Origin of the sequence: Secundilactobacillus silagei JCM 19001 (genome assembly GCF_002217945.1) — a bacterium.
GTDB lineage: Bacteria > Bacillota > Bacilli > Lactobacillales > Lactobacillaceae > Secundilactobacillus > Secundilactobacillus silagei.
Genome location: NZ_BCMG01000015.1, coordinates 22,478 through 34,747, shown reverse-complemented (window position 1 = coordinate 34,747; position 12,270 = coordinate 22,478). Strand labels below are relative to the sequence as shown.

The window sequence follows — 12,270 nt, the reverse complement described above, 5'->3', positions numbered from 1 at the left end:
CGATGTTAAAATGTTTCACAAGGGGTGAGGTCATGCCAACAAGTTTAGCAACTATTAAAGACCGGCTTTCAACGCATATTGGTCAGGAGCTTATGGTCGTCGCCCAGGCAGGGCGCAAAAAGACAACGGAACGACACGGAATTCTAAAGGAAACTTATCCGGCCGTCTTCGTTGTGGATCTGGACCAAGATGAAAATTCATTCGAACGCGTTTCCTACAGTTACACTGATATCCTAACTCAGAATATTCAGGTTAACTTTGGTGACGATGATGCGGATGACAATCAGTAAAAACGGGTCTTTGAGGCCTTTTTTTATTACATAAATTAACCACTAATGATGAGAAATTAACATTAGTGGTTTTTTGTTCCGCCAAATGAACGCAATAGCGTTATTATAGATGGGTAAGATATAACAAATTCTAATTATGGGGGGAATTTTCCAATGAAACATTTAGGCATCATTACAAGCGCCGTAGTTGGTGCGATTGCCTTATTGGGGGCTGGTACGACTGCTAACGCTGCATCATACACTCAAAGAAGCAATGCAATTTCGCAGTATTCTTCTGGCAGCTTGCGGACCGTTAATAACAAGGCCACTGGATTTGTTAAAGTCAGCGGTAAGAACTATTCTTTTGGTTCGGGTTTGAGTAATACCATTAAGGGCGTCAGCGGCAACCAAAAGTGGACGTTAAAAACGAAGTATGCCTTGCCGAACACGCACAATGCCAAGAATAGTACCAAGTACGATATGACTAATCCGCAATCAGCTGCTTACGATGGCGGTCATTATCTGTACGTTGCTTATCAGCCGCATTACACAGCTGGCATGAAGAATAAGGGCTTTGTTGCCCGCTTTGACTTGAACAAGCTGGGTGGAATGTCGCTTGAAAAGCAGCAGACTTTGCTAGACAGCAAAAAGGGGAGTTCTGCTGTTAAAATCGGTGGGATTTTCACCACTGGTCACGGACAATCATTAGCTTACAATAAAAAGAGCAAGTCACTGTACATGTGGCGTGATATGACGTTAGGTGAAACGCGGAATTCAACGCTTCAACGGATCAGTACTTCTTCGCTGACACCTAACAAGGCCATCACGTTCCACATGTCTAACCACGGTGCCAACGTTCCTGGCGGGCATGATTTAACCTTTGATCACAGTGGAAATGCGTACTACTGGACAGTTTCTGGTTCACAGGTAAAAGTTTACAAGGGTAAAATTGGGGCGAAATCAGTTCATTTCCGGCTGACAAATCAACTCTTCGCACGTCGTCCTGGCACGCATGAACAGGCTATGGGCTACAACGGTCATAACGGCCGGCTTTACTTAGTTGCTGATGATTCCATCACCAGTTTCCCAGCTAAGAAGTTGAATGGTCATGGGTCACTGAAGTCCAGTGATTTCAAGTACACGAAGTTTAACTCACACCGTGAATTTGAATCTTTGAACTTTGATAACGGTGGTCATGGTCTGCTGCTGAGCAACCGGACTCCTGAAATTTTACGGAGTACAACGGCTTATTAAAAATTAATGATTAGCAATTTAAGTGATCCCCACTAGAAAATATTTTCTAGTGGGGATTTTTTGATTGGTGCACTTTGACTGCTTTATAGCCTAATCGGGTGAAAGAGGGGCAGAGACTGGCACCCCTCTTTCGCACCTTGTTGATTTCGAGTATAATATCCCTAATAACAAAACTTAAGGGAGCAGTAACTTATAAGTAAACGATTCTGACTGAAGTGTAGGTGATCAAAATTTGATAATAGTGGAAAAGGCAGCGGCCAAAGTGAACCTGGGCCTTGATACACCGTTTCGCCATGCTGATGGGCAGCCTGAGTGGAACATGGTGATGACCTCCATTGATCTCGCAGACTACGTTGAAGTCCGTTCAACTGGAACGAGGCAGATCGTGGTTTCATCCAACTCTGGCTTTTTACCTAATGATCAGCGTAATCTCGCGTTTCAAGCGGCTTCATTGCTTCAGCGTACGTTTAAGATTAACCATGGCGCACATATTAAGATTCAAAAAAAGATCCCAGTGGCAGCTGGGTTAGGTGGCGGGTCCTCGGATGCAGCCGCCGTTTTGCGGGCGTTAAATCGGCTGTGGGACATTCAGCTACCAATCGCGGAACTGGCTAAATTAAGTCTGAAAGTGGATTCTGATGTGCCTTACTGCGTTTACAGCAAGACCGCCCACGTAACCGGGCTGGGTGAGCAGGTTGATGTGTTGGAACCGGCGTTAAAACCAGTTTGGATCGTGTTGGCTAAGCCCAACGTCAGCGTGTCCACGCCCAGCATTCTTCGCCAGATCAACTATGATGGCCTAGCACACCCAGATATTAACGGCGTGCTGGACGCGATTGCGACTGGCGATCACCATCAGTTACTGGCTAGTATGGGAAATGCGTTGGAACCCATTTCGGTCCATCGGTATCCAGAAATTCAGCAAATCAAAGAACGAATGCAGGGCTACGGGGCCGAAACGGCCGTGATGAGCGGTACTGGGCCCACCGTCTTTTCAGTGTTTAATAAGGAATCTCGTGCTCAGCGGGTCTTTAACAGTATTCGTGGGTTCTGTCCCGAAGCTTATCTTGTCCGCTCATTATAAGGAGGCAATCAGTTTGTCTAAATGGATCAAGATTTCAGCTGCAGCGTTAGCTACTGGGGTAACTGCTGCAGTGGCGGCTAGTGTGGCAGTTTATCATGATTTGACACACATTAGCGATTCTGAAAAAGAAAAGGGTCACCATAAAGCGGTGGCGGAGAATACGGCGGCCAATAACGTTTGGTATCTCAAACAGCCCATTCAAGAATGGCGCCAGACGACACCGGATGGGTTGACGTTGCGGGCCAGTTACATTCCGGCAGCTGAGAAGAGCCAGCGTGTCGTGATTTTAGCCCACGGCATCAATCATGCCCGGGAACAAATGATTCCGTTAGCCCGGTTATTTCATGACCGCGGCTATAACGTGCTGATGCCAGACGCCCGGGCGCAGGGTGAAAGCGACGGCCACCGAATCGGTTTTGGCTGGCCAGACCGCAAAGACTATCTGCGCTGGATCAACAAGGTGATCTCAGAGCTAGGCCCGAACGTTAAAATCGTTTTGATGGGTTTTAGCATGGGCGCGGCGACCGTTCTGGCAACGGCTGGCGAACACTTGCCGCAAAATGTGAAGGCCGTGGTGGCCGATTCAGGTTTTGCTTCCATTTATCAAATGGCTAAAACCACGTTACGGCGTGATTATCATCTGCCAGCGAACCCCATCGTGCCGATTGCCGATTGGCTGGCCCGTTTTCGGACTGGTTCTAGGTTGAGCCAGGAACGGGTGGACGACCAGCTGAAGCGCGCCATGGTTCCGATTCTAATCATTCACGGTGAAGCCGATCAAGTCGTTCCCGTCAAACACGCAAAATTGCTGTATAATGCGATTTCTGGTCCCAAAGAGGCTTACATTGTGCCTAACGCTAAGCATATTCAAGCGTATGCCCATGATCCGGAGCATTACAAGCAAGTACTGACCGACTTTTTAGCGCAATATCTTTAAAAGAGATTGACTTCTTTACAGAAACCTTTACAATAAAATAGTAACCATTACTGTTTACAGTAAATTAAAAAAGCACATTAAGGTGCTTTTTTTGTTGAGGAGCTTTTATGACTGAATCGATATTACAACTAAAACATTTATTCTTCGCCTTTCCTGATAAGCAGGTTTTAAACGATTTGAACTACGATTTAAAACGTGGCGATTTTTTGAGCATTGTTGGCGAAAATGGGGTGGGAAAGACCACCTTAATGCGGTTGATCTTACAAGATTTGAAACCGTCTAGTGGCACCCTAGATTTTCTGCCGAACCGGCAGGCCGTCCCAGTGGGCTATGTGCCGCAGTTTCGTAACGTTGACGCGGAATATCCACTGAGCATTCAAGATTTTGTGGGCCTGAACTTTGCCAAAATAGGTCTGCCGTGGTTAACAGCTAAGGAACGGCGACGCGTGAATGAAATCTTGACCGAAACCAAACTCTTTGATATTCGTCGCCGGCCATTGGGACAAGCATCCGGTGGTGAGAAGCAGAAGGCTTATCTGGCACAGGCGTTGCTTGATCGGCCAAGACTGTTGATCCTTGATGAATCAACTGCCAGTTTGGATCCGATCGCCAAAACGGAATTGTTAGATTTGGTCAAGCAGATCAATGAGAATCAACAGCTCACCGTGATCTTTGTGACTCACGATATCCCGTTAGCACGGCGTTACGGCGACCATTACCTGTTTTTGAGTCCCGGTCATTATGAAGCGGGAAACATTTCAGAGTTAACCAACGAGAAAGTAGGCGCGATGAATAATGCTTAGTTATCCTTTTATGCAAAATGCCTACATGGCTGGCACCTTGATTGCGATTATTTCGGGTATTATGGGCGTTTTCGTGATTGCCCGTAACATGTCTTTTCTAACGCATACCTTATCCGAAATTGGGTTTGCTGGTGCCGCCTTTGGGATCTTTATGGGCTGGCAGCCGCTAAACGGGATGCTGCTATTTACCACTATCAGTTCCATTGGTGTTGGTGAATTGGGCGCCAAATCGTCGCGCCGGGAAAATTCCATTACGGCGATTTCAGCCTTAGCGATTGGTCTAGGAATCCTATTTCTATCACTAGCAGACAGCAATGCCAGCTATGCGACTGGCATTTTATTTGGGAGCGTGATCGGCATCAGCCGAGCCAACGTTGTTCAAATGATGATTCTGTCAATTTCGGTCCTAGTGGTCGTGGTGGTCATTTACCGCTATCTCAAATTTGATTCTTTTGACCCAATTGGGGCGCAGGTCAAGGGGCTATGGACCCGCACCTTGTCCGTGATCTTCTTAGTCCTGCTGGCGTTTTCAGTGAGTGTTGCCGCGCAGATCGTCGGGTCGTTACTGATCTTTATTCTGCTGACGTTACCAGCTGCCGCAGCGAAGTATTTTGCTCACACGGTAGGCATGATGATCAGTGTTGCCGTGGCGTTCTCGCTGGTTGGCGTTTGGCTGGGCCTCTATCTGAGTTACGTGACCAACTGGCCCGTCAGTTTCTTTATCGCAGTGATTGAAGTGCTCTTTTACTTCAGTGCACTGGTTTATCAACGCATTCGAGCATAGATCAAAGTCTCAGTACAGCGTTAGAGCTGTTACTGGGACTTTTTTGATTATAATGATATCTTAATAAGCGTACCCGTATATCTGAGGGGTATTTTTACAGGTAAAAGGACTAAACTTCAACGACTTGTTAATAAAATCATGAGATTCAATGAATCTGTTCCTTAAACCCGAACATTTATGCTAGAATAATAATATTAAATATGCTGTTAAATGACATGGAGGAAACCAAAGTGAAAGTAAGAAGAAGCGACCGGTTGATTGATATGACCCGGTATCTTTTAGAGCGGCCTCATCGATTAGTGTCGCTGACCTTTTTTTCGGAACGTTATGGATCAGCCAAGTCTTCGATCAGTGAGGACCTCACGATCTTAAAACGAACGCTGAAGTCACGGGGAACCGGTCTGTTAGAAACGGTACCCGGAGCAGCTGGCGGGGCGCGGTTTATTCCGTATATCCCCGAAAAAGAAGCGACTCAGTTTGTTGATGGTGTCATTGAATCGCTGTCTGAAGCTGATCGGTTCTTACCCGGCGGTTACGTGTACATGTCAGATCTACTGGGCCGGCCGAACGTTTTACGGCAGGTCGGTCGGCTGATAGCCACCCAGTATTTAGCAGACCAGGTCGACACCGTTTTGACGGTAGCAACTAAGGGTATTCCGATTGCGCAAAGCATCTCGGATTATTTAAACGTGCCGTTTGTGATCGCCAGACACGATTCCCAGATTACTGAGGGGTCCACTGTCAGTGTGAACTACGTCTCCGGCTCCAGTAGCCGAATCGAAAAAATGGCCCTGTCTAAACGCAGCCTAGCGCCTGATTCACGGGTTTTAATCGTGGATGATTTCATGAAGGGCGGCGGCACTGTCGGCGGCATGCAGTCACTGGTTAAAGAGTTTGATGCCAAAGTGGCTGGCGTGGCCGTTTTTGCCGAGGGCAGTTTTGCGGGTGAACGACGCGTGCCTAACTATACGTCACTGCTTAAAATTCACGCGACCAACGATCACGTTGAGGTGACCCCTGGTAATTTTGCGGAACAAATATATACACCAGAGCGACTTGCCCAATTCGTCGATTAAAATAAAAAAATGAGTTTCATTATTAAAATTAAGGAGTTCGTCTAAATGAGTACTAGAAATACGATTATTCTCGCTGCTGGTAAGGGCACCCGGATGAAGTCAAAGTTGTACAAGGTCTTACACAAGGTTTGCGGTCGTTCAATGGTGGATCACGTGTTGACCCAAGTTGAAAAAACGCACATGGATCAAATCGTCACCGTTGTCGGCTATGGTGCCGAACAGGTCGAAGAAACGTTGGGAGACCGAACCAAGTACGTGCTGCAAAAGCAGCAACTAGGAACTGGCCACGCCGTTTTACAGACGGAACCATTGTTGAAGGATCAAGAGGGGACCACTTTAGTAGTGAGCGGTGATACGCCACTATTTAAGGCTGAGACCTTTGAAAAATTATTCAAGTATCACGAAGCCAAAAAGGCAGTGGCCACGATCTTAACGTCCAAGGCACCGGATCCAACCGGTTATGGCCGAATCGTGCGTAACGATATTGGCATCGTTGAAAAAATTGTGGAACAAAAAGATGCCACTAAGCAGGAACAAGAAATCGACGAGATCAATACCGGCGTTTACGTCTTTGACAATAAGGCCCTTTTTGCCGCGCTGCACAAGATCTCGAACCACAACGCACAGGGTGAATATTACCTGACGGACGTCATTGAAATTTTGAAGGCGCAAGGTGACATTGTGGCGGCTTACCGGATGCCTTCATTTGAAGAATCCATGGGCGTTAACGACCGCGTGGCCTTGTCTAAAGCCACTAAGGTGATGCAACGCCGCATCAACGAATATCACATGAACAACGGTGTGACCCTGATCAATCCTGAGGACACGTATATCGATGTTAATATTAAAATCGGTTCTGATACCATCATTGAACCCGGTGTTTTGCTGAAGGGCAGGACGGTTATTGGTGATAATTGCTACATTGGGGCCCACTCAGAGTTGCATGATACCGTGTTACATGATAATGTGACGGTGACGTCTTCTTACTTAGAAGATTCCGAGATGGAAGATGGCAGCAACATTGGACCAATGAGCCATCTGCGTCCAGAATCACACATTGGCAAAAACGTGCATTTAGGTAATTTTGTGGAAGTTAAAAAGGCAACGATCGACGAAGGCACTAAGGTCGGTCATTTAACGTATGTCGGCAATGCGCATTTAGGTAAACGGATCAACGTTGGTTGCGGTGTGATCTTTGTCAACTACGATGGCGCTCATAAGCATGAGACTACGGTTGGCGACGACGCCTTTATTGGTAGCAACTCGAATTTGATCGCCCCATTAACGGTGGCTGATCATGCCTTTATTGCTGCTGGTTCAACCATTACGGATGAAGTAAAGCAATATGATATGGCGATTGCCCGTTCACGGCAGACCAATAAGCCGGGGTATTTCAAAAAGTTGCCATACGACCCAGAAAAGTAATGTACTCAATTTGTGAGTTAGTGTAAACTGTATCTAGAAATTAGCCATTGGAGGATCCCATGTCAGAGAAATATAATGACCCAAAGTTGAAGATCTTTGCGTTAAATTCCAACAAACCCCTTGCTCAGCGTATTGCTGATGAAGTCGGTGTCAGTCTTGGAAAAACATCAGTTGACCGTTTTAGTGACGGTGAGATCCGGATCAACATTGAAGAAAGTATTCGTGGCTGCCACGTTTTCGTGATTCAATCGACTTCCGCTCCTGTCAATGATAATCTAATGGAATTATTGATTATGGTAGACGCGCTTCGTCGTGCCAGTGCCGCAACAATTAACGTTGTTATTCCATACTACGGTTACGCCCGTCAAGACCGTAAAGCGCGCTCCCGCGAGCCAATTACAGCTAAGTTAGTTGCTAACATGTTGGAAAAGGCTGGTATCAGCCGAGTAGTCGCACTGGACCTGCACGCTGCGCAGATTCAAGGATTCTTTGATGTCCCAGTTGATCATTTGATGGGTGCGCCATTATTGGCAGATTACTTTATTAACCACGGCATCGATAAGAACGCAGTGGTCGTTTCCCCTGACCATGGTGGTGTTAGCCGTGCCCGGGCACTGGCTGAATTTTTGAAAGCGCCAATTGCCATTATTGATAAGCGCCGGCCAAGAGCCAACGTGGCTGAAATCATGAACATTATTGGTGATGTGAAGGGCAAACGCTGCATCATGATCGATGACATGATCGATACAGCTGGTACCATTACCTTGGGTGCGCAGGCTTTGAAGGATGCGGGTGCGACTGACGTGTACGCCAGCGCAACTCACCCCGTACTTTCAGGCCCTGCAATCGACCGGATTAAAAATTCGGCGATTAAGCAGCTGATTGTCACCGATTCGATTCAATTACCAAAAGAAAAGCAAATTGATAAAATTAAACAGATTTCTGTTGGTCCGCTGATTGGTGATGCCATTATCCGGATCCATGAACACCGGCCAGTTAGTCCGTTGTTTAACAATCGTTTTCACGTTAATGATTAAGAGAACGGGACATAACTCGGTAGATTCCAGAATACAGTAAAAGCGCAGATAGGTTTCCTGAACTTGGGAACTTATCTGCGCTTTTACTGTATGGCCGGAATCTGAGTTATGGAGCGGCTTTAGGCTGCATGACAGTTTAGTGCAAAAAAATAAAGTCATAAAGTTTGTGGCGGTGGCGGTAAATCTGTACAATATAAGGTGCTTATGAAACCGAATTCATTTTAAGGAGTGATCAGATTGACAGATTGTTTAAAGAGTAAAGTTGCTATCATTACCGGTGGCGTTGCAGGTATCGGCCTAGGAATTGCTGAATGTTATATCAGGGAAGGTGCCAACGTGGTCCTGACAGCTAACCATAACGTTGACGGCGGGAAAAAGGCCGTGGAAAGATTCGGCGATGACCGGGCTTTATTCGTGCAACAGGATGTCTCCAAAGAAGCTGACTGGCAAAAGGTGATCGATGCGACCATCGCTAAGTTTGGTAAACTGGATATTTTAGTCAATAATGCTGGGGTCGGTGGCGACGGTAAACCAATTGAAGATAAACCGTTAGCTGACTGGCAACAAGTGATCGATATCAACTTAACCGGTAACTTTCTGGGAATGAAAGCCGGCATTAATGCCATGAAGCAGACCAACAATGCGACTGGCTCCATTATTAACGTGTCTTCCGTTGCTGGCTTGGTCGGTTTGCCAATGGCGCCCGATTACTCCGCTAGCAAGGGTGGTAGCCGGTTGTTGACCCGGGCAGCTGCTTCATCGTTAGCACGCCGTGGCATCAAGATCCGGGTCAATTCAGTGCATCCCGGCTGGATCGATACGAATATTGTGCCGGATGACGCTAAAACCCAGATTTTAAAGACCATTCCAGCTGGCCATTTGGGTGAACCCAAAGATATTGGCGAAATTTGCGTTTACCTAGGCAGTGATGAATCCAAGTACGCTATTGGCGGTGAATTCACCGTTGATGGTGGTGTGAGAGCTTAATTAACAGAATATCAGACGCGAACAGCTCCCTTTTTCAGTTGAAAAAGGGAGCTGTTTTTAGTTTAGATTACAGAATGAAATGAAGCTAGGTAGAGAAAATCGCAACAAAAAGGTGCATAATACGGTTGATAACATTGCTGGCAATCATTTACGGACGCTTGATTTAGTGGTAGTTTTAAATAAAGTAACAGCATGCTTGTTATGGATTAATCTTAGTTGCTGATATGCGTTAACTCTCGGATATCATCACCTTTATCATACGGAGGTATTAGAGATGCTAGAACTCAAGCATTTAAAAAAATATTATCATGTTGGCGACACCATCACCAAAGCACTTGATGACGTCTCAGTTGCGTTTCGGAAACAGGAATTTGTGGCTATTTTGGGTCCCAGCGGTTCAGGGAAGACCACACTGCTTAACAATATAGGCGGCCTGGACGTTTATGATTCCGGCGATTTGATTATTAAAGGCAAATCGACCAAGGAATTTAAGGCGTCGGATTGGGATGCTTACCGGAATAATTCGGTGGGATTTATTTTTCAAAGTTATAACTTGATCGGCCACCTTGGCATCATCGATAACGTTGAATTAGGGATGACGCTAAGCGGTGTTTCCAGCGCGGAGAAAAAGGAACGCGCGATTACCGCCCTGAAACGAGTTGGTCTGGAAAAACACATGTACAAAAAGACCAACCAGCTTTCTGGTGGGCAGATGCAGCGGGTGGCCATTGCCCGAGCGATTGCCAATGATCCGGAAATTCTCCTCTGTGATGAACCAACTGGGGCATTGGATACCGAAACCAGTCAGGAGATCATGCAGATCATTAAGGACCTGTCCAAAGAGCGCTTGGTCATCATGGTGACCCATAACCCGGATCTAGCTGATCAGTACGCTGACCGCATTATTCGCTTTGCGGATGGCAAAATTCAGTCTGATTCTGATCCTTATAACGAGCAGGAAGATAATCAAAAATTTGCACTGAAGAAAACGAAAATGACTTACTGGACGGCGCTGAAACTGTCTTACACGAACATTCGAACGAAAAAGGGGCGGACTTTCCTGACGGCCTTTGCCTCTAGTATTGGCATCATCGGTATCGCAATCGTGCTGGCGCTGTCGAATGGGTTCCAAAAACAAATCGATAAAACGCAGTCCAATACGCTGGCACAGTATCCGGTGACCATTTCGCAAATGGCATCGTCACAAAACGGCAATAATACGCAAAAAAAGGAACATTTTTCAAAGGATAAGGCCGTAATTGCTGAGATGAGTGAAGCTGATAAGGCGCAGCACGCCAATAAGATCTCGCAAAAATACGTCGATTACGTTCAAAAATTAAACCCTAAGTACGGCAAGAACATTGGCTATACCTATACGACGGGCATGAATCTGTTACGTAATGTCAATGGGAAGGTCAAGCCGGTTCAACTGTCCAATCAGGATCAAAAGAAGGCGGCTGGCCCGGATGTTTCTAGCATGATGGCCAGCTCAGCCGGGATTGGGGTGGCGTCTTATCCAACTGATAATAAGGGAAAAGTCAGCTTTTTGCACAAACACTACAAGGCACTGGCTGGGCGGTTCCCTAGTAAAGCAACGGATGTCATTATGGTCATCAACAAGGATAATTCGACCAACGTGAACGCGCTGAAGAATCTGGGCTTTAACGTTAAAGATGGCCAAAAGGTCAACTTTAACAAGATTGTTGGCACCAGTTTTAAAACCGTCAATAACGATACTTACTATACGCAAAGAATGGGCATGTACCTGCCAAATAACAATTACAAGACCATGTACAACAACAGCAGTAACAAGACCTTACACGTTGTTGGTGTGCTGCGGGTCAAGTCGGCTAACGAAGAGAATATCCTCGCACCGGGATTCGTCTACAGTGACCGACTGACCAAGTCGATTGTCGCTGAAAATGCTGGTTCTAAAATTGTGAAAGCCCAAAAGGCAAGTTCGAGAAACGTCATGACGGGTCAAAAACTAACTGGCAGTACCGCTAAAAATCAGATGGTAACGGCCCTGGGTGGTTCAAAGCTGCCATCTAGCATCATGATCTATCCGAATACTTTCCAGAACAAGGATAAAGTCCTGAAATACCTAGACGGCTATAACAAAGGTAAATCCAAGGCTGATAAAATCATTTACACGGATATGGCGGGTTCAGTTTCTAAGCTGACTGGTGGCTTGATGAACGCCATTACCTACGTCTTGATCGCCTTTGCAGCGATTTCGTTAATTACCAGTATGATCATGATCAGTATCATCACCTATACCTCCGTACTTGAACGGACCAAAGAAATTGGGGTGCTGAAAGCTCTAGGCGCACGTAAGAAAGATATCACCCGAGTCTTTGACGCTGAAACCGCCATTTTAGGGGTTGCTTCAGGGGTCATCGGGATCGTCATTGCCTGGTTGGCGACGTTCCCAATCAATGCGGTGATCAAGAGCTTAACTAAGCTCAATAACGTGGCTCAGCTGAGCATTTGGGCAGCGATTATCCTGATCATCATTAGTACGGTGCTGACCATCATCGGTGGCCATATTCCGGCTCGAATGGCGTCTAAGAAGGACGCTGCAACGGCACTGCGAAGTGAATAAACCGTTAAC

Annotated in this window: 11 protein-coding genes; all 11 read left to right on the top strand. The window is 46.3% G+C overall.

The genetic code is table 11. The features are described from left to right. The first annotated feature begins 32 nt into the window (after positions 1-32). The 11 genes from CES79_RS11720 to CES79_RS11670 all read left to right on the top strand — a co-directional run bounded on the left by CES79_RS11720 (position 33) and on the right by CES79_RS11670 (position 12,261). Complete coding sequence (locus CES79_RS11720; protein WP_054656461.1) at positions 33-290, top strand: Veg family protein; 258 nt, start codon at positions 33-35, stop codon at positions 288-290. A 153-nt stretch (positions 291-443) separates the two neighbouring features. After that, positions 444-1,523, top strand: coding sequence for a hypothetical protein (locus CES79_RS11715; protein WP_054656460.1), 1,080 nt, complete (start codon positions 444-446; stop codon positions 1,521-1,523). Positions 1,524-1,755: 232 nt separating this feature from the next. Continuing rightward, positions 1,756-2,607: a 4-(cytidine 5'-diphospho)-2-C-methyl-D-erythritol kinase gene (gene ispE / locus CES79_RS11710; protein ID WP_054656422.1), complete on the top strand. Its 852-nt coding sequence runs from the start codon at positions 1,756-1,758 to the stop codon at positions 2,605-2,607. A gap of 13 nt (positions 2,608-2,620) precedes the next feature. Further along, positions 2,621-3,544: an alpha/beta hydrolase gene (locus tag CES79_RS11705; protein WP_054656421.1), complete on the top strand. Its 924-nt coding sequence runs from the start codon at positions 2,621-2,623 to the stop codon at positions 3,542-3,544. Between the two features lie 107 nt (positions 3,545-3,651). Continuing rightward, complete coding sequence (locus tag CES79_RS11700) at positions 3,652-4,347, top strand: metal ABC transporter ATP-binding protein (protein ID WP_089137308.1); 696 nt, start codon at positions 3,652-3,654, stop codon at positions 4,345-4,347. Then, on the top strand, positions 4,340-5,131 hold the full coding sequence (locus CES79_RS11695) for a metal ABC transporter permease (protein ID WP_054656420.1): 792 nt from the start codon (positions 4,340-4,342) through the stop codon (positions 5,129-5,131). Before CES79_RS11700 ends, CES79_RS11695 begins: the two co-directional genes overlap by 8 nt. A 230-nt stretch (positions 5,132-5,361) precedes the next feature. Next, entirely contained in the window at positions 5,362-6,207 is an 846-nt protein-coding gene (gene purR, locus CES79_RS11690) for a pur operon repressor (protein ID WP_089137307.1), read from the top strand. A gap of 45 nt (positions 6,208-6,252) precedes the next feature. Then, a complete protein-coding gene (gene glmU, locus CES79_RS11685) occupies positions 6,253-7,632 on the top strand; it encodes a bifunctional UDP-N-acetylglucosamine diphosphorylase/glucosamine-1-phosphate N-acetyltransferase GlmU (protein WP_089137306.1) in 1,380 nt (459 codons plus the stop codon). 59 nt (positions 7,633-7,691) lie between these two features. Next, positions 7,692-8,669 carry a ribose-phosphate diphosphokinase gene (locus CES79_RS11680; protein WP_089137305.1) on the top strand — a complete coding sequence of 326 codons (978 nt, stop codon included), beginning with the start codon at positions 7,692-7,694 and terminating at the stop codon, positions 8,667-8,669. 237 nt (positions 8,670-8,906) lie between these two features. Continuing rightward, positions 8,907-9,656, top strand: coding sequence for a glucose 1-dehydrogenase (locus CES79_RS11675; RefSeq protein ID WP_054656419.1), 750 nt, complete (start codon positions 8,907-8,909; stop codon positions 9,654-9,656). Between the two features lie 274 nt (positions 9,657-9,930). Continuing rightward, positions 9,931-12,261: an ABC transporter ATP-binding protein/permease gene (locus CES79_RS11670; RefSeq protein WP_089137304.1), complete on the top strand. Its 2,331-nt coding sequence runs from the start codon at positions 9,931-9,933 to the stop codon at positions 12,259-12,261. Positions 12,262-12,270 lie beyond the last annotated feature (9 nt).

Bases quoted from the DNA above. Each gene is read 5' to 3' on its own strand.
- CES79_RS11715 (WP_054656460.1), top strand. From the start codon at position 444: ATGAAACATTTAGGCATCATTACAAGCGCCGTAGTTGGTGCGATTGCC.
- CES79_RS11700 (WP_089137308.1), top strand. From the start codon at position 3,652: ATGACTGAATCGATATTACAACTAAAACATTTATTCTTCGCCTTTCCT.
- CES79_RS11680 (WP_089137305.1), top strand. From the start codon at position 7,692: ATGTCAGAGAAATATAATGACCCAAAGTTGAAGATCTTTGCGTTAAAT.
- CES79_RS11670 (WP_089137304.1), top strand. From the start codon at position 9,931: ATGCTAGAACTCAAGCATTTAAAAAAATATTATCATGTTGGCGACACC.
- glmU (WP_089137306.1), top strand. From the start codon at position 6,253: ATGAGTACTAGAAATACGATTATTCTCGCTGCTGGTAAGGGCACCCGG.
- CES79_RS11695 (WP_054656420.1), top strand. From the start codon at position 4,340: ATGCTTAGTTATCCTTTTATGCAAAATGCCTACATGGCTGGCACCTTG.
- CES79_RS11720 (WP_054656461.1), top strand. From the start codon at position 33: ATGCCAACAAGTTTAGCAACTATTAAAGACCGGCTTTCAACGCATATT.